This window comes from Nocardia huaxiensis (genome assembly GCF_013744875.1).
Taxonomy (GTDB): domain Bacteria; phylum Actinomycetota; class Actinomycetes; order Mycobacteriales; family Mycobacteriaceae; genus Nocardia; species Nocardia huaxiensis.
Genome location: NZ_CP059399.1, coordinates 604,095 through 621,709 on the forward strand (window position 1 = coordinate 604,095; position 17,615 = coordinate 621,709).

Below are 17,615 nucleotides of genomic sequence, written 5' to 3' on the forward strand. Positions count from 1 at the left end.
GTTCCCGCTGCCTAGGATTCCTTCCGGCGTGGGAGGTAGGGAATGGCAGGACAGCGTTTGTCCGTCACGCGGCGGACAGTGCTGCGTGGAACGGCCGCGGCGGGAGCAGTCGCGGCGGGGGCGGCGACCGGAGCACTCCGATCGCCTCGGGCCACCGCCGATCCGGGCCCGTCGGTCGCCGTACTGGGTGGCGGCGTCGCCGGTTTGACCGCGGCGCACGAGCTCGCCGAACGCGGCTTCGACGTCACCGTCTACGAACGCCGGGCGCTGGGCGGCAAGGCCCGCAGCATCGCGGTCCCCGGCACCGGCCGCGACGGCCGCCCCGAACTGTGGGGCGAGCACGGCTTCCGGTTCTTCCCCGGCTTCTACCGCCACCTCCCCGACACCATGCGGCGAATCCCCTTCGCGGGCAATGCCAATGGCGTGTGGGACAACCTGGTCGCCGCCCCCGAGGCGCGTTTCGCCCGCCGCGACACCGACGACGTGATCATGCCGCTCGGCAAGGCCGGCAAGGTGTGGGCGTCCCCGGACGACTTCCGCGAAACCGTCAGCTCGGCCATCTCCACCACCATGAAGATGCCGCAGGCCGACGCGCTCTACTTCGCCAACCGCCTGCTGGTCTTCAACACCAGCTGCGACGCGCGGCGATATCAGCACTGGGACAACATCTCCTGGAAGGACTACGTGGGCGCGGCCGGCCGCTCCACCGAATTCCGCATGCTGCTCTCACGGACGCTCACCACCCTGCTGGTGGCGGCCAAGGACGAACTGGCCAGCACCCGCACCATCGGCAATATGGGCGAGCAGTTCCTGGGCAACCCGTTCGAGATCGCCAACGACGGCCCGCTGGACCGGCTGCTCGACGGCCCCACCAACGAGGCGTGGATCAACCCGTGGGTCGATCGACTACGTGAGCTGGGCGTGAAGTTCGTGAGCGCGGAGGTGCGCGGACTCGACGTGAACGAACGCCGCATCTCCGGCGCCCGCATCGTCGACGGTTCCGGCGCCGCCCGCACGATCGAGGCCGACCATTTCGTGACCGCCGTGCCGGTCGAGGTGGCCCGCACCCTGTGGTCACCCGAAATCCTCGCGCTGCGACCGGAATTGGCGGGCACCAGCCAGCTGATGGTCGACTGGATGAGCGGCATCCAGTTCTTCATGAAGAAGCCCACCGACATCGCCCGCGGCCACGTCGCCTACGTGGACTCCCCGTGGTCGCTGACTTCCATTGCGCAGAACCAGTTCTGGAGCCGCACCCCGATGACCGGCCTCGGCGACGGCACCGTGCAGGACTGCCTCTCGGTGGACATCTCCGACTGGAACACCCCCGGCATCCTCTACGGCAAGACCGCCAAGGAATGCACGCACGACGAGATCGCGCGGGAAGTGTGGGCGCAGTTGAAGGCGCACCTCAACGACCGTCAGGACCTGCTGCGCGACGAGGACCTGCACTCCTGGTTCCTCGACACCGGCATCACCTGGGATGCCTCGGCGCGCCGCAATGCCAATGCCGATCCGCTGCTCATCAATACCGCGGGCTCGTGGACGCTGCGGCCGGACACGCATGCGGCGAGCCTCGAAAACCTCTACCTGGCAGGTGATTACGTACGCACCAACGTGGACCTCGCCACCATGGAGGGTGCGTCGGAATCGGCCCGCGCGGCCGTGAACAAACTGCTCGAGGTGACCGGTTCGAACGCCCCGCGCTGCAAGCTGTTCACGCTCTACCGCGCCACCGAACTGGAGCCGTTCCGGCAGATCGACGCCACCCGCTACGCCGCCGGTCAGCCGAACCTGTTCGACGCCTAGGTAACTGCTCACAAATGGCTGGCGCGGCAGCGCCGCACGCGCGTTGAATCGAGTCATGAGCGAGATCACGGACCCGGCCGAATTACGCGAACTGCTCGGCGAGGCGATGCCGCGCGCCGCCGCCAAGGACCGCTACCAGCTGCACGAACGCGACCGCGAATGGATCGCGTCGTCGCCGTTCGTGGTGCTGGCCACCAGTGACGCCGAAGGCAATTGCGACGCGTCCCCGAAGGGTGATCCCGCCGGATTCGTGAAGGTCTTGGACGACAAGACCATCGCCATCCCCGAACGCCCCGGCAACCGCCGCGCCGACGGCTACCTCAATATCCTGAGCAACCCGCACGTCGGCGTGATCTTCCTGATCCCCGGCCGCAGCGAAACCCTGCGCATCAACGGCCGCGCCCGATTGCGCCGCGACGCACCGTATTTCGACGACATGATCGTCAAGGGCCACCGGCCGATCCTGGCCGTCGAGGTCGATATCGACGTCATCTTCTTCCACTGCGCCAAGGCCTTCCTGCGCAGCGGCCTGTGGAAGCCGGACCGCTGGCCCGAGACCACCCTCCCCAGCCACGCCCGGCTGGTGAAGGAAGTGCAGACCAATGTCACCGAGTCGGTGGAGCAGCTCGAGGCGTACTACTCGCCCGAAAACTATGAGAAGGGTCTGTACAAGACTTCGTGAGTCGCGACTGTCACGTCGTCCCGCGTGCGCGCCCCCGGCCGCTCACCAATAAACTCGCGGTCGTGGCAGACATCTCGATGCGCGGGCAGCTCGCCCTGCGGGCGGCGACGGCTGCGTCGTGGGCTTCGCAGAAGGCCGGGCGCGGTAAGGGATCGATGATCGGCGGCCTGATCGCGCTGAAGATCGATCCGACGATCATGACGCAGCTGGGCCGGGGACGGCGCACGGTGCTGGTGACCGGCACCAATGGCAAGTCCACCACCACGCGCATGACCACCGCCGCACTGCAGACCTTGGGGCAGGTCGCCACGCAGGCCGACGGCGCGAACATGGACGCCGGAATCGTGGCCGCGCTCACCGCGGATCGCACCGCGCCGCTGGCCGCCATCGAGGTCGACGAACTGCACCTGCCGCACGTGGCGGACGCACTGAACCCGTCGGTGGTGGTGCTGCTCAACCTGTCCCGCGATCAGCTGGACCGGGTCGGCGAGATCAATATGATCGAACGCCGCCTGCGCGAGGGCATGGCGCGGCATCCGCACGCCGTGCTCATCGCCAACTGCGATGACGTGCTGGTCACCTCCATCGCCTACGACCACCCGAATGTGGTGTGGGTGTCGGCCGGCAGCGGCTGGTCGGTGGACGCCACCAGCTGCCCGCGCAGCGGCGAGCCCATCCTGTGGGAGGGCGAGCACTGGTACAGCACCGGAACCGATTTCAAGCGTCCCGAGCCGCAGTGGCGCGTGGACGAGCACGCGATCCACGGGCCGGACGGCCTGGAAATCCCGCTCTCCCTTGCCCTTCCGGGTCGCGCGAACCGCGGCAATGCCGCGCAGGCCGTTGCCGCCGCGGTCGCCCTGGGCGCGGATCCGGCCAAGGCCGCCGCAGCGGCCGCCACTGTGCGCGAGATCGCGGGCCGCTACAAGACCGTCGAGATCGGCGGCCACACCACCCGCCTGCTGCTGGCCAAGAACCCGGCCGGCTGGCAGGAGGCGCTGTCCATGATCGACCCCGCCGCAACGGGTTTGGTGATCGCCGTGAACGGTCAGGTCCCCGACGGCGAAGACCTGTCCTGGCTGTGGGACGTCCGTTTCGAGCACTTCGAGGGCACCCAGGTGGTGGCGGCCGGTGAACGCGCCACCGACCTGGCCGTGCGCCTCACCTACGCGGGCGTCGAGCACACCACCATCGCGGATCCGTTGCGCGCCATCGCATCCTGCCCGGCGGGCCGGGTCGAGGTGCTCGCCAACTACACCGCGTTCCGCGACCTGAACCGCGACCTGGAGGAGAAAGCGGGCGTGCGCGCATGAGTGAGTCGACGGTACGAATCGGCCTCGTCCTGCCCGATGTCATGGGCACCTACGGCGACGGCGGCAACGCGGTCGTGCTGCGCCAGCGCCTGCGTATGCGCGGCTACGACGCCGAAATCGTGGAAATCACCCTCCGCGACCCGGTTCCGGATTCCCTGGACCTCTACACCCTCGGCGGAGCGGAGGATTCCGCTCAGCGCCTGGCCACCCGCCACCTCCAGAAGTACCCCGGCCTCCAGCAGGCCGCCGAACGCGGCGCGCCCGTGCTGGCCATCTGTGCCGCCATCCAGGTCCTCGGCCACTGGTACGAGACCTCCTCCGGCGAAAAGGTCGACGGCGTAGGCATGATCGACGTCACCACCTCCCCGCAGGACAAGCGCGCCATCGGCGAGGTCGCCACCACCCCGATGATCCCCGGCCTCTCCCAGCCCCTCACCGGCTTCGAAAACCACCGCGGCGGAACCAAACTCGGCGGCGAAGCCACCGGCCTGGCCCGAGTCACCCGCGGCGTCGGCAACGGCGTCGGCGACGGCCTCGAGGGCGTGGTTCAGGGCTCGGTCATCGGCACCTACATGCACGGTCCCGCCCTGGCCCGCAACCCGGAACTGGCCGACCTGCTGCTGTCCCGCGCCCTCGGCGTGGATTCCCTTGCCCCCCTGAACCTCCCGGAAGTCGACCAGCTCCGCCGCGAACGCCTCCGCGCCTGACCTGTGCTGTCGATGGTCGTGCGGGGGTCCTATCCGGCCGCACGACCCTTGGCGATCCACGCCCGTGTGGACTTGCCGACGGACAGCCAGGCGATCAGCCCGACCAAGCCGAAAGCCCCGATCGCGGTGCCCGGCTCGTCCTCCGAGACTCCCCCGATGACCAGGCCGAGGACCATGAAGGTCAGTGTCAGTGCGCAGGCCGTCCCCAGCAGGATCTGCCCCACCTGCTGACGGCACAGCAGCAATACCGCACCGACCAGATAGAGCAGCGCCAACACCACTTGGGCACCCAGCACCAGGTACCCCCACAGGTTCGGGAACTCGAGGTCGTTGGCGGCGAAGAACTGCAAGGACGTGAACAGTCCGCCGCAGCCCACCAGGCCCGCGAGGATGGCTCCCCACACCGCCTTACCGCCCCCGGTCCAATGCCCTTCCTTCCGCGGCCGGCTCTGTTCCCACCACTCGTTCGAGTACCGCTCCGGCTTCGCCGATTCGTTCTCCGTCTGTTCCATGTCATCCCCTCCCAACTGAGACAGTTACCGCGTCTTCCTATCAGATGTCACCGACTCCGGCGTGTCAGGCTCGTGAGTCGTGAGTGATCGTGTTGAGGGAGGGAGAACCGACCGGTAATCTCGCGCGCGGCCATACGTGATGAGGGAGGTGGCCGTTGCTGCGCAGGCGCGCCGTGTTGAAGGCTGCCGGAATGGCGGGACTCCTGGCCGGAATGGGGTCGGGTGCCGCTGTGCGCGGCGCCGGGCAGGCCCATGCCGACTTGCTGTGGAATGCGCTGTTCCAGGCTTGGGTGCCGGAAATCTTTGCGGTTCCGGCGGATCCGCCGGAGCATTCGGAAGCCATTGTCATCGGGTCCGGGTTCGGGGCCGCGGTGACCGCGCTGCGACTGGCCGAGGCCGGAGTGCGGAACACCGTGCTGGAGCGCGGATCTCGCTGGCCCAATGATCCGTGGCGGGAGATTTTCACCGGCGACGATCTGCCGGACGGGCGCGGGTTCTGGCATCGCACGAGCTTCACCGGCGTCACCAAGGTGCCCATGCGGTTCGCGGACTTCGGTGGCGTGCTGGACGTGACCGAGTATCCGGGCATCGACGTATGGCGGGCGGCGGCGGTCGGCGGCGGGTCGATCGTGTTCACCGGCGCCATGGTCGCGCCGCCGAAGCACTTGTTCGACAGCGTTTTCCACGGTGTCGTCGACTACGACGAACTGGATCGCCTGTACTACCCGCGCGTGCGCCAGATGCTGCGGCTGAGCACCATGCCCGCCGACATCTACAACTCCGCGCCCTTCACGCATTCGCGGCTCTGGGATCAGCAGGTGCGCGCCGCGGGATACGAACCGGTGGCGAACGATTCGATCTACAACTGGGATGTGCTGCGCGCCGAACTGGCCGGCAACTCCCGGCCCTCGGCCACCGCGTCCCGCAGCAACCTCGGCAATTCCAACGGCGCGAAGTTCGACCTGAACCAGAACTACCTGCGCTACGCGGAGGCGACCGGCAGGTCCACGATCTACCCGGGCCACCAGGTGGAGTCGATCGGCCAGGACGCCAACGGCAAATACGTCGTCACGGTCACCAAGCTGGCCCCGACCGGCCAGGTGTACTCCACCCGCACCCTCACCTGCGATCGCCTGTTCCTCGGCGCGGGCTCCATCGGCACCTCCGAGCTGCTGGTGCGCGCGCAGGCCACCGGCTCGCTGCCGCACCTCAACGAGCACATCGGCGACGGCTGGGGCACCAACGGCGATGTGGTGCTGGCCCGCAGCGTCAGCTCGCTGTCCAGCACCGGCGGCGGCGTGGCCAGCGCCAGCCGCATCCTGGACGAGTCCGGTATGCCGCTGCACCTCGAAAACTGGTTCGTCCCAGGCATTCCGGTGGACACCGGCGCGGTCGCCTCGCTCGGCATCGTGCTGGATCCGACCCGCGCCCGCTTCGGCTACGACCGCGCCCGCAATGCGGTCGGCCTCACCTGGCCGCGCGCCGCACAGGACGCCGTGGTCGCCGCCTGCCGCGCCGTGGACGACCGAATCGCCCAGCGCTCGGGCTCTCTCGTGGATTACACGCCCATCGGCTACGACGCCAATGCCGTCTTCACCGCGCACCCGCTCGGTGGCGCGGTGCTGGGCCGGGCCACCGACGCCTACGGCCGCGTCCACGGCCACCCGGGCCTGTACGTCATGGACGGCGCCGCCATCCCCGGCAGCACCGCCACCGCGAACCCGTCCCTCACCATCGCCGCCATCGCCGAACGCAATATCGAGGCCATCCTCCGCGCGGGCGGCCCGCACGGCCCGTAAACAGGTACTCCACAAGGGGAATTCACCCTGTGGATAGTTTTCCGCGCAGCAGCAATCCGCGCGGCAGTGATTACGATCGGGACGCCTTTCCCGCGTACGGGCTCGCTCGCTATTAACCTCGGCGGGGCCGTTCGATGAGGAAGGGGTCCGTCGTGAGCCATCTCAGCGCTCCGGAGCCGGACGAGTATCCGCGCAAGCCGCCGGTGCTGTGGACGGACTTCGTCATGCTCGGCCTGGCCATCGTCTCGGTCGGGCTGATCGTGTGGGTGTCGTTCTTCCAGGTCCCGGAATCGACCTATCGCGCGGTCGTGATCGCCGACTGGACCATTTGCGCGATCTTTGCCGCCGAGTTCCTCTGGCGCTGGCGTCGGGAGGGCTGGTCGTGGACCTTCCCATTCATCTACTGGTACGAGGTCCTGGGCATGATCCCGGTGACCAGCCCGTTCTTCCGCGGCTTCCGGCTGCTGCGCATCGTGGTGATCATGGTTCGCCTGGCCCGGGTGGCGGACCGGGTGTTCGGCGATCGCGTCACCGCCGCGGTCGTGAACCGTTTCGTCGGCACGATCGTCGAGACCATCAAGCGCCCGGTCACCATGGCCGTGCTGGACGAGGTCGCCGAGGTGTTGCGCACCGGTCACTACACGCGGAACATCGCGAATGCCCTGGAGGAGAATCGCGGTGAGATGGATCAGATGATCCTGGAACTCATCCGCGCCGATCCGCAGCTGGGCCGCGTCCGCTATCTCCCCTTCCACGAGGAGATCATTCGCGGCATCGCCGATGCCAGTTTCCGCATCGTCTTCCAGGTGCTGGCCGACCCGCGCACCGATGAACTGGTCGCGGATGTGTTGCGGGAGAACATCGATCAGATGCGCGATGCCGTCAATGAGGGTGTACGCGTGCCGGAATCAGTGAACCACAGACACTTTCCCTGATTCCGGCTCCGGCGTCAGGCGTGCTGCCCGTGCCGGATCTCGTCCCGGGGTTCGGCGTGCCGCACGGTCTCCCAGGCGATGATGACCGCCAGCACGCCGCACAGCAGGCCCAGCGCGGCCATGGCGGGCAGCTGCGCCGCCACCGGGATGAGCAGCACCAGCAGCAGCGCCGCGATCACCCGCTGCACGCTGAGCTGCCGCGTCGCGTAGTGCTTGAACCCCACCAGCGCGAGCAGATACACCGCGACGCCGCCGTACAGGCAGTACAGCGGAATCCCGGTGAGCGCGTCGGACAGCGAGTGCCCGCCGCCCTCGCCCACGTAGTTGAGCACCTTCTTCAAGCCGAGCGAGAGCGCGATGATGCCGCCGATCATCGGAAAGTGCCAGTAGGTGTAGCAGTTTCGCGCGATCTGGATCTTGCGTTCGCCGGTGGCGTGGTGCAGTTCGTGTTCCACGGCGAGCGCCGCGACATCGAAGTACGCCCACCACAGCAGCCCGGAGACGGCCAGCCCCAGCATGCTTCCGACCACGATGGGCCAGGCCACCGGCAGCCCGGCCACGCCGATGCCGATGGACACAATGGATTCGCCCAGCGCCACGATGATGATGAGCCCGTACCGTTCGGCGAAGTGCTTGGCGGAGTTGAGCCGCCATTCGTTGCCCGCGAACATGGTCCAGGCCATGTCGCCGGCGAGCGCCGCGAACCACAGTGCGATCTGCACCTTGTCGTGGTTGAACGCGCCGATGAGCAGCAGGGTGCCGGCGATGGTCAACGACCCCGAGGCCCAGCGGATCACCTGCCGCCGCAGTTGTTCGTCATCGGCGCTGGCGAGCCAGAACATGGCCAGGTGCACGAAGCGCACGACGAGGTAGGCGATTACGAAGACCAGCGGCCCGTACCAGCCGCCGGGCAGGTCGTGGAAGGCCTCGGGGATGGTGAGCGCGATGACGAAGGTCGCGCCCATGGCGATGAAAAGGGCTATGCGGGCGAGGCCCTCGTCGGCTTTGACGACATTGCCGAGCCACGAGTAGGCGATCCACGCCCACCACAGCAGCATGAGGATGAGGAGGGCTTTGGTGAGGCCGAGCGGGGTGGCGTCGTGGGCGGCGAGGTCGGTGACCATGGTGAAGGCGAAGACCACCACCAGATCGAAGAAGAGTTCCAGCTGTGTGACCGAGGCATTCTCGGCCACCGGGATGAATCGGGATCGGGATCGGGGCGCACCGGGCATGTGGGACATAGTGCAATGCCCAGGACGCAAACCGCTCGGTATCCGAGGCGTGTTCGCCGATAGCGTCAGGCGGTGCCGAATCCCGGTTCGAAGCCGCGACCGTAGTGCTGCTGCGGCTGGTAGGTAGCGGGCTCGTAGCCGACGGGTTCGGCGTACGGCATTTCCGCGGCCTCGGGATCGGTCAGATCGATGCCGTGCACGGATTCGACGAAGGCGATGAAGTTCTCCACCATGACCTCGCCCTCGCGCCGCGCGGTGCGCTTGAGCAGCATGCCGGGCGCGGGAATCGGCAGGTAGATCTCGGAGTGGTACCAGACCTCGGTGGCCCCGTCGGGGGTTTCGGCGAGCTCGAAGAAGCCCTCGCCACCGGCTCCGGCGCTGCTCTCGGTGACCTTCCAGGACACGCGATCATCGGTGCACACGTACTCGACGACCTGTCGGTCGGGCCGTCCCATGACGTTGGCGGAGACGTACACCCGCTTCGGCCGGCCGTGCTTGTCGCGCCCGGCGACCCGCACATCCTGATGGGAGGGTGACCAATCGGGCAGCTGCTCGACCATGAGCAACGCCTCCATCACCTGATCCGGGTCGATGTCGATGACGAATCGGTGATCAGTTTTCGTACGCATGCAAAACCCTCCAGCTTCGGGAGCCGATTGTGACCAGCGTCGCTCTGAGAGTCAACTGTGCTCGAGGTCGCTGGAAGGCTGCCCGTTTGGCCGGTTTCGCGAATATCCCTGGTGGCCAACATGTTCGGAAAAAAACTAGTCGGTTCCGAAAAATTTGGGAAATGGTCACTCAGCGGGCATGACGACGGCGTCCGGTCCGGGGAACACCAGGCTCTCGTGACCGTCCGGGAAGCGCACCACGAACGGTGGCGAACCGTCCGCGCCGCGCACTTCGACGATCTCCGCGGTGTGGTCGGACAGTCCTACGGTTCGCCCGTGTACGACAAGCCGGTCACCGACATTCGCTCGCATGATTCGAATTATTCGCCGATCGTGATGCACATCACAAGGTTTCCGGGATCGCGCGCTCGACGGCCGTGCGCACCAGCTCCTTGCTCTGCTCCTCGGTGAAAATGCCTGGGAGCGTGAGCCGTTCGACGATGAGCCAGTTCAGGGCCAGGTAGAGCAGTACAACCGAGTCCTGGTCGCCGGGCAGTCCGGATTCCAGATGGTTGCGGATATTGAACTCGAGATCCGCGCGCACCCGCTCGGTGAGCACCGCTTGGAGTTCCGGCCGCCGCGTGGCCTCCAGGCGCAGTTCCAGCAGGGCGAGGTAGCCGGTGCGGAAGGCGGTGATGCGCCCGACGGTCTCCTCCATGAGTTCGGTGATGTGCTCGCGGGTGCGCGGGCCCGCGTGGACCATCTCCACGGCCGTTTCCACGGGAATCAGCCGCTCGTAGAACCGGTTTCCGGCCTGCACGAGCAATTCGTCCCGGTTCGGGAAGTAGTTGGAGGCCGTGCCCGCGGGCACCCCTGCCTCCTTGTCGACCGCGCGGAAGGTGAGCCCGCGGGCCCCGTCACGTGCGAGAACTTCGATCGCGGCGTCGATGAGACCCTGCCGCCGTTCGGGATTCGTACGAACCACTTGACACCACTCCATCTGTAGTACTATGTTGAGACCACTTCAAGCAGAGTACAACAAACGAGGCGGTAATCAGATGCGAAACCTCACCTACTTCGTCGGTATGTCGCTCGACGGCTACATCGCCGCCCCGGACGGTGACATCAGCTCCTACCAGGCCTCGGACGATTTCTGGGCCTGGCTGGCGGCCTCCTACCCGGAGACGCTGCCGGCGCACGCCCGGCCGCACTTCGGCGTGGCGGCCGACGCGCCGAACGTGCACTTCGACACCCTGATCATGGGTCGCGGCACCTACGAGCCTGCCCTGCAGGTCGGTATCACCAGCCCGTACCCGCACGTCAAGCAGTACATCGTCTCGACCACTCTCGGAAAGATCGACGATCCCGCGGTCGAGCTGGTCGAGTCCGATCCGGTCGGCCTGGTTCAGCGCCTGAAAAAAGAAGACGGCATGGACATCTGGCTCGCGGGCGGTGGCAAATTCGCCGCGCAGCTGATCGACGAGATCGACGAACTCGTCATCAAGAGCTACCCGGTGGTGCTGGGCGACGGCGTCAAAGCGTTCGCCGACAACTTCCGGCCCACCCAGTTCGAGCTGGTCAAGCGCGAGAACTTCGACAACGGCACCCAGGTCAGCTGGTTCCGCCGCCGCGTCTGATCCGGCGCACTTCCGGTCCCCTCGCCCTCATCGGCGATTTCACGAAAGGCGGTCACCCCCATGCGAAAGCAGACCAAGACCTACCCCAATGGAATTCAGCAGCACCTCGCCGGCCGTCCGGCCCGCACCCGCGCGGTCAGCTCGGGTCGCGCAGGAAGGAAAGCCGTATCTGCCGGTGCGGGTTATCGACGTTGAGGTCGACGAACGCCACCGACTGCCAGGTGCCCAGGGCCATGCGGCCGCCGAGGACCGGAATGGTGGCGTAGGGCGCGATCAGCGCGGGCATGACGTGCGAGCGTCCGTGCCCGCGCGAGCCGTGCGCGTGCCGCCAGCGGTCGTCGGCGGGCAGCAGCTCGCGCAGGGCGGCGAGCAGATCGTCGTCGCTGCTCGCACCCAGTTCCATGACGGCGATGCCGGCGGTGGCGTGCGGCACGAAGACGTTCAGCAGGCCGTCGCCGTCGCCGGCCGCCTCGTCCAGGAAGGCGGCGCACTGCGGGGTGATGTCCTGGACCACCTCGGTGTGGCCCGTGATGAGATCGATGACCGTGCTCTTCATGGATGGCCTCCCGTGCCAGTGAGCTTGCCGCCCCGCCCAATTCGTGATTTACGCCAACATAACGGGAGGTGGCGGCAAATCCGGTGGACCCTGGCCGGTAACCTTGTGGGTCGGTAGCAGCAGTTTGTCGATCTTGGAGGATTTCCGTGGCTCTCGTCGTCCAGAAGTACGGAGGATCCTCGGTCGCCACCGCCGAGCGCATCCGTCGGGTCGCTGAACGGATTGTCGAGACCAAGAAGCAGGGCCACGATGTGGTCGTCGTGTGCTCCGCCATGGGTGACACCACCGACGAACTGCTCGATCTGGCCCAGCAGGTCGCGCCCGCGCCGCCCGCCCGCGAAATGGACATGCTGCTCACCTCGGGTGAGCGCATCTCGAACGCGCTGGTGGCCATGGCCATTCACTCGCTCGGCGCGGAGGCCCGCTCGTTCACCGGCTCGCAGGCCGGCGTGATCACCACCGGCACGCACGGCAACGCGAAGATCATCGACGTGGCTCCGGGCCGGGTGCAGAACGCGCTGGCCGAGGGCACCATCGTGCTGGTCGCCGGGTTCCAGGGGGTGTCCCAGGACAGCAAGGACGTCACCACGCTGGGCCGCGGTGGTTCCGACACCACCGCCGTCGCCCTCGCGGCCGCGCTCGGCGCGGACGTCTGCGAGATCTACACCGACGTGGACGGCGTCTTCTCCGCCGACCCGCGGATCGTGTCCGACGCGCAGAAGCTCGACAAGGTCTCCTACGAGGAGATGCTCGAGCTGGCCGCGTGCGGCGCCAAGGTTCTCATGCTGCGCTGCGTCGAGTACGCGCGCCGCTACAACGTGCCCGTCCACGTGCGCTCGTCGTACACGGACAAGGAGGGCACGCTCATTACCGGATCGATGGAGGACATCCCCTTGGAGCAAGCAATCCTCACGGGCGTCGCGCACGACCGCAGCGAGGCCAAGGTGACCGTGGTCGGCATTCCGGACGAGCCGGGCTACGCCGCCAAGGTGTTCCGCGCGGTCGCCGACGCCGAGATCAATATCGACATGGTGTTGCAGAACATCTCGAAGGTGGAGACCGGCAAGACCGACATCACCTTCACCCTGCCCAAGCTGGACGGCCCGCGCGCGGTGGAACTGCTCACCAAGCGCCAGGGCGACATCGGCTTCTCGCAGGTCGTGTACGACGATCACGTCGGCAAGGTGTCGCTGGTCGGCGCGGGCATGAAGTCGCACCCGGGCGTGACCGCCACCTTCTGTGAGTCGCTCGCGGAGGCCGGCATCAACATCGACCTCATCTCCACCTCCGAGATCCGAATCTCGGTGCTGGTCAAGGACACCGACCTGGACGAGTCGGTGAAGGTGCTGCACCAGGCGTTCGATCTGGGCGGCGAAGAGGTCGCGGTCGTGCACGGCGGAACGGGACGGTAGGGATCATGGGCGTGCGTGTAGGCGTCGTCGGCGCGACCGGACAGGTCGGCGCCGTCATGCGAAAGCTGCTGGAGGAGCGCAACTTCCCGGCCGACGAGGTGCGATTCTTCGCGTCCGCGCGCTCGGCGGGCAAGACGCTGCCGTTCCGTGGCAAGGACATTGTCGTCGAGGACACCGAGACCGCCGATCCGACCGGTCTGGACATCGCGCTGTTCTCGGCCGGTGCCACCATGTCGCGTGTGCAGGCCCCGCGTTTCGCCGCGGCCGGCGTCACCGTCATCGACAACTCGTCGGCGTGGCGCAAGGATCCCGAGGTGCCGCTGGTCGTCTCCGAGGTGAACCCGGAAGCGACCAAGAACCTGGTCAAGGGCATTATCGCGAACCCGAACTGCACCACCATGGCCGCCATGCCGGTGCTCAAGGTGCTGCACGACGAGGCGGGCCTGCAGCGGCTCATCGTCTCCAGCTACCAGGCGGTGTCGGGCTCCGGCCTGGCCGGTGTGGAGGAGCTGGCCTCGCAGGTGCGCGCCGTCATCGGTGACGCCGAGAAGCTGGTGCACGACGGTTCGGCCGTGGACTTCCCGGCCCCGAACAAGTACGTCGCGCCGATCGCTTTCGACGTGATCCCGCTGGCGGGCTCGCTGGTGGACGACGAGTCCGGCGAGACCGACGAGGATCAGAAGCTGCGCAACGAGTCCCGCAAGATCCTGGGTCTGCCGGATCTGCTGGTCTCCGGCACCTGTGTCCGCGTCCCGGTCTTCACCGGCCACTCGCTGTCCATCAATGCCGAGTTCGCCAACCCGATTTCGGTGGAGCGCGCGAAGAAGCTGCTGGAGAACGCTCCAGGCGTCCGGCTGGTGGACGTTCCCACCCCGCTGGCCGCCGCGGGCGCCGACGACTCCCTGGTGGGCCGTATCCGCCAGGACCCGGGTGTTCCGGACGGTCGTGGTCTGGCCCTGTTCATCTCGGGTGACAACCTGCGAAAGGGTGCCGCGCTCAACACAATTCAGATCGCCGAGGTTCTGCTGCAGAACCGCTGAGCAGATTTCGTGATCGAAGCCGTCCGTTCCGAATATAACGGACGGCTTCTTTCTTTATTTGCCCGAGATTTGCGCTAACGGATGCGCTAACTCGGATTTTTGTTCAATCTGCCCAAAGTTCGGCGCAGGGGAGCGGCGGAAGATCAACTTCTGCATGTCCTTTGATGGTCACTTCAATACTGTGCGGTCTCAAATGCGCCGCCAGCCGTTCCGCGATGTCGATCTCGGCGCGGTACTCCAAGATCATCCCGCACGGAAAACGCAGGCGCACATGCACTTCCCGAGTTTCCGGGCGGGCGGTCATCGCTCGTGTGCGCGGTGCGCGGGAGCGTGACTCTTCGAGGTTGAGCGGGGGATTCCCTCGCGTTCGAGCCGATCCGCGATGCTCTGCACCGTCGGCCCTTGCAGAGGGCTGGAATACTTGGCGGCGAGGATCGCGCACGCCGCGAACCACATTGCCGCACCGCCGATTACGGCACCTAGTAGGAAGTAAACCAGTTCGCCGGCCATGACCACCTCTTGTCATCCGATTCGTGCGACGGGTCCCCTACAAACGTTAAACACAGAAAAATTGCGGTGCAATAAGAAAAATCCACGTTCCATACTGTGCGCCGTAAGCTCGCCGTGTCTGGAATCCTTGTCGACAGATCCCACTCGGGAAGGAGAAGGGCATGGAAGACATCGGCGAAACTAGCGGGCGGTGACGGCCGGGAAAGCCGATCAGGCAGAAGGAGTTTGACCCGGTGGCCGAAAGTACCCTTGGGGCACGGGTAGCGGAGTTACGCCGGCGGCGGGGACTATCGCAGAAAGAGTTGGGCGCGGCGATCAGGCGCTCGGAAAGCTGGGTTTCGCAGGTCGAGCGAGACGTATTGCCGGTCGAACGGTTGTCGGTGCTGCAGCGCCTGGCAGACGTACTCGGCGTGGCGGTGCGTGACCTGCGTCCCGAAGCGGCCGAGCCGATGGCGGCGCATCGCGGCGAGGGGCCTCGTGGCGGTTCGGTGGTATTCGAACAGCTGCGGCTGCTGCTCACCGGACATCCCGCACTGGACCAGCTTTTCGGGGACGCGGCCGATCGCGAGTCGGCCGACGCGCTCCCGGAGTTGCGCCAGCGCGTGGACCTGGTCTGGCAGCTCGCGAACGAGTCGCGGCTCATCGAGGTCGGAAGCAGTCTGCTGGGACTGATTCCGGAACTCGAGCAGGCGGCCCGCACCACCTCTGGAAAGCGACCCGAAGCGCTGACCCTGCTGTCGCGCGCCTATCAGGTGGCCGCGACCGCGTTCACCCGTCAGGAAGAAGTCGACGCGGCCTGGGTCGCGGCGGATCGGGCGCTGTCCGCGGCCGAGGAATCCGGTGATCCGCTCAGCGTTGTCGCGGGCACCTATCGCATGGCACAGGCATTCCTGCGCCTGCAGCGGCTGGAACAGGCCGAGCAGGCGGCGCGGGTGTCGGTGGCGGCGCTCACCCCGCAGGTCGAGGACAAGGAGGGCGAATGCCGTCCGGAAGTGTTGTCGCTCTACGGTTCCCTGCAGTTGATGCTGGCGGTGATCGCGGCGACCGACGGCAATCGCGCTGCTGCCCGTGCGGGTCTGTCCGCGGCGCGAGAGGCCGCGGAACGACTCGGTGAGGGCCGCAACGACTTCGACACCGAATTCGGTCCGACCGGCGTCGCCGTGCACGCGGTGGCGGTGGCGGTCGAATTGGGCGACGCCGGTGAGGCACTCGATACCGCGCGCACCGTGCAGGCGTCGGTCCTGTCTCCGGAGCGGCAGGCCCGCTTCCTGGTGGATGTGGCGCGGGCGCACGCACAGCGACGGCAGGCACAGGAGGCGCTGGAGGCGCTGCTCAATGCCGAGCGGCTCACCCCGGAGCTGGTGCACACCGATCATCGCGCACGGGAAGTCGTGCGAGATCTCCTGCAGTTCGCGGGCCGGCGTCCGGCCGACGAACTACGCGAGCTCGCCGGACGGGCCGCCGTCACCCCCTGACATTCAGTTTCGAATGCCGGGGGTGCGGGGATCGGGGCCGAGGCATGCCAGCAGCAGGCAGCCGGGCGGTGCGTCCGTGAACGGTGGCGCCAAGCCGACGTTCAAGCAGGACAGCACATTACAGCCCGGGTAGGCGTAGGGCCCGAGCCCGAACACCGCGAGTGCGATGTCGGTGTCGAAGTACTTGCTGGGGTCCAGCCGCAGCGGAGGTTCCACGAACGGGCCCGGATCGGGGACCGGGCTGTCGTGGAAGGCCTGGAACAGGCGGCGGAAGAACTCGTAGGAGACTTCCACGCCGTACTGCAGGATGCCGCTGGGGCCCTTGTAGGTGTGCGTGCCGAACACCCCTGTCCACACCACGGTGAGGTCCAGGCTGGGGATCACGAAGACGTGCTGCAGGCCGAGCCCGGACATGGCGTACATGTCCCCGGGCAGGAATGCCGGATTCTCGGCGCAGTCGGAGCCGAGCCAGAACAGGTAGCCGTAGCAGCGATAGGTGGCCGAAGGCGAAGTGGCCGTGCGCAGGTACTCGCGCGAGACGAGCTGCTGTCCGTGCCAGGCGCCGTCATTGGCGACGAGCAGGCCGAGCCGCGACAGGTCGTCGGGCGGGATCATCAGGTGCGCGTAGCCGTAGGTGTGCCCGGAGCGGTCCCGCGCCCAGTAGTAGTCGCCGCGTTCGATTCCGATGGGGCCGAACAGTTCCCGTTGCGCGAACTCCTGCAGCGGTTCACCGGTCGCCAGTTCGATCACGTAGGCGAGCAGGTCCACATTGCGCTGGCTGTAGGTGAAGACGGTGCCCGGCGGATCGTCGAAGGGGACGGCCAGGGCCTGCACCGCGCTGAACGGGTCGATGGGGATCACGCCGGTGATGCCCTCGGTGACCAATCCGATGCGCAGGCCGGAGGTTTCGGTGAGCAGGTTCTCCACCGTGATCGCCCGGTGCTCGGCATCGCCCAGCCCCGGCGGCAGATATCGGTCGATAGCGGCGCCGATATCGAGCTTCCCTTGGTCCCAGGCGATTCCGGCGAGCAGGGAGACGATGCTCTTGGTCACGCTCCAGACGTTCCAGGCGACCCTGCCGGTCTCATTGTTCGCGGGGCCTTCGCCGATCAGGCAGTTGTGCCGAAATACCTGCACATTCAAGCGATTCCGTTCCGCCGCGAACTGCAGGGCCGCCGCCAGCCCGGCGCTGTCGAGTCCCACCTGTTCGGGTGCGGCCCGCTCGAATTGCCGTCCGCTCGGTTGTTCGCACCGGACTTCGTCCTCCGCGTGCGCCATCGCGCCGCCGAAGATCACGCTGCCCGCCGTCAAGACCACCGCCACCGCGCCGGCCAACCCCCTGCGCATGCGCAACATGCATTTCAGGCTATCCGTCCGGCCCCCTCACCAGG

The 17,615-nt window shown here is 67.1% G+C and carries 18 protein-coding genes; 10 read left to right on the top strand and 8 right to left on the bottom strand.

Annotation, left to right across the window (positions count from 1 at the left end):
- Window positions 1-42 precede the first annotated feature (42 nt).
- The 4 genes from H0264_RS02695 to H0264_RS02710 all read left to right on the top strand — a co-directional run bounded on the left by H0264_RS02695 (window position 43) and on the right by H0264_RS02710 (window position 4,508).
- Entirely contained in the window at window positions 43-1,809 is a 1,767-nt protein-coding gene (locus H0264_RS02695) for a hydroxysqualene dehydroxylase (protein WP_181582487.1), read from the top strand.
- Between the two features lie 55 nt (window positions 1,810-1,864).
- The gene (locus H0264_RS02700) at window positions 1,865-2,491 is read left to right on the top strand and encodes a pyridoxamine 5'-phosphate oxidase family protein (RefSeq protein ID WP_181582488.1); all 627 of its coding nucleotides are present in this window, start codon (window positions 1,865-1,867) and stop codon (window positions 2,489-2,491) included.
- A 77-nt stretch (window positions 2,492-2,568) separates the two neighbouring features.
- Window positions 2,569-3,801 carry a Mur ligase family protein gene (locus H0264_RS02705; RefSeq protein ID WP_181585245.1) on the top strand — a complete coding sequence of 411 codons (1,233 nt, stop codon included), beginning with the start codon at window positions 2,569-2,571 and terminating at the stop codon, window positions 3,799-3,801.
- Entirely contained in the window at window positions 3,798-4,508 is a 711-nt protein-coding gene (locus tag H0264_RS02710) for a type 1 glutamine amidotransferase (protein WP_181582489.1), read from the top strand. Before H0264_RS02705 ends, H0264_RS02710 begins: the two co-directional genes overlap by 4 nt.
- Before the next feature lie 29 nt (window positions 4,509-4,537).
- Here H0264_RS02710 and H0264_RS02715 read toward each other — a convergent pair whose 3' ends face one another.
- Window positions 4,538-5,020, bottom strand: coding sequence for a hypothetical protein (locus H0264_RS02715; protein ID WP_181582490.1), 483 nt, complete (start codon window positions 5,018-5,020; stop codon window positions 4,538-4,540).
- Between the two features lie 191 nt (window positions 5,021-5,211).
- Between H0264_RS02715 and H0264_RS02720 the strand changes: the two genes are divergently transcribed.
- Together H0264_RS02720 and H0264_RS02725 are read left to right on the top strand one after the other, a co-directional pair.
- Window positions 5,212-6,819: a GMC oxidoreductase gene (locus H0264_RS02720; RefSeq protein ID WP_181582491.1), complete on the top strand. Its 1,608-nt coding sequence runs from the start codon at window positions 5,212-5,214 to the stop codon at window positions 6,817-6,819.
- Window positions 6,820-6,971: 152 nt separating this feature from the next.
- Complete coding sequence (locus H0264_RS02725; RefSeq protein ID WP_231083886.1) at window positions 6,972-7,754, top strand: ion transporter; 783 nt, start codon at window positions 6,972-6,974, stop codon at window positions 7,752-7,754.
- Between the two features lie 14 nt (window positions 7,755-7,768).
- On the opposite strand, the gene H0264_RS02730 is transcribed toward H0264_RS02725, so the two are convergent.
- The 4 genes from H0264_RS02730 to H0264_RS02745 form a co-directional block, all read right to left on the bottom strand.
- Window positions 7,769-8,986, bottom strand: a complete 1,218-nt coding sequence (locus tag H0264_RS02730; protein WP_181582493.1) for a low temperature requirement protein A — start codon at window positions 8,984-8,986, stop codon at window positions 7,769-7,771.
- A 65-nt stretch (window positions 8,987-9,051) separates the two neighbouring features.
- Entirely contained in the window at window positions 9,052-9,615 is a 564-nt protein-coding gene (locus H0264_RS02735; RefSeq protein ID WP_181582494.1) for an SRPBCC family protein, read from the bottom strand.
- A gap of 165 nt (window positions 9,616-9,780) precedes the next feature.
- On the bottom strand, window positions 9,781-9,966 hold the full coding sequence (locus H0264_RS02740) for a DUF1918 domain-containing protein (protein ID WP_181582495.1): 186 nt from the start codon (window positions 9,964-9,966) through the stop codon (window positions 9,781-9,783).
- 31 nt (window positions 9,967-9,997) lie between these two features.
- On the bottom strand, window positions 9,998-10,594 hold the full coding sequence (locus tag H0264_RS02745) for a TetR/AcrR family transcriptional regulator (RefSeq protein ID WP_181582496.1): 597 nt from the start codon (window positions 10,592-10,594) through the stop codon (window positions 9,998-10,000).
- A gap of 58 nt (window positions 10,595-10,652) precedes the next feature.
- Between H0264_RS02745 and H0264_RS02750 the strand changes: the two genes are divergently transcribed.
- Window positions 10,653-11,231, top strand: a complete 579-nt coding sequence (locus H0264_RS02750) for a dihydrofolate reductase family protein (RefSeq protein ID WP_181582497.1) — start codon at window positions 10,653-10,655, stop codon at window positions 11,229-11,231.
- Between the two features lie 136 nt (window positions 11,232-11,367).
- On the opposite strand, the gene H0264_RS02755 is transcribed toward H0264_RS02750, so the two are convergent.
- On the bottom strand, window positions 11,368-11,787 hold the full coding sequence (locus tag H0264_RS02755) for a secondary thiamine-phosphate synthase enzyme YjbQ (protein WP_181582498.1): 420 nt from the start codon (window positions 11,785-11,787) through the stop codon (window positions 11,368-11,370).
- Window positions 11,788-11,933: 146 nt separating this feature from the next.
- Between H0264_RS02755 and H0264_RS02760 the strand changes: the two genes are divergently transcribed.
- Window positions 11,934-13,199 (top strand): aspartate kinase, encoded by a 1,266-nt coding sequence (locus H0264_RS02760; protein WP_181582499.1) that lies wholly within the window; start codon window positions 11,934-11,936, stop codon window positions 13,197-13,199.
- 5 nt (window positions 13,200-13,204) lie between these two features.
- A complete protein-coding gene (locus H0264_RS02765) occupies window positions 13,205-14,239 on the top strand; it encodes an aspartate-semialdehyde dehydrogenase (protein WP_181582500.1) in 1,035 nt (344 codons plus the stop codon).
- A gap of 103 nt (window positions 14,240-14,342) precedes the next feature.
- Here H0264_RS02765 and H0264_RS02770 read toward each other — a convergent pair whose 3' ends face one another.
- On the bottom strand, window positions 14,343-14,516 hold the full coding sequence (locus H0264_RS02770; RefSeq protein ID WP_181582501.1) for a hypothetical protein: 174 nt from the start codon (window positions 14,514-14,516) through the stop codon (window positions 14,343-14,345).
- A 466-nt stretch (window positions 14,517-14,982) separates the two neighbouring features.
- On the opposite strand from H0264_RS02770, the gene H0264_RS02775 reads away from it, so the two are divergent.
- Window positions 14,983-16,224, top strand: a complete 1,242-nt coding sequence (locus H0264_RS02775; protein WP_181582502.1) for a helix-turn-helix domain-containing protein — start codon at window positions 14,983-14,985, stop codon at window positions 16,222-16,224.
- Window positions 16,225-16,227: 3 nt separating this feature from the next.
- Here the strand turns inward: H0264_RS02775 and H0264_RS02780 are convergent, their stop codons facing one another.
- Complete coding sequence (locus tag H0264_RS02780; protein WP_231083891.1) at window positions 16,228-17,580, bottom strand: serine hydrolase domain-containing protein; 1,353 nt, start codon at window positions 17,578-17,580, stop codon at window positions 16,228-16,230.
- Window positions 17,581-17,615: the final 35 nt, after the last annotated feature.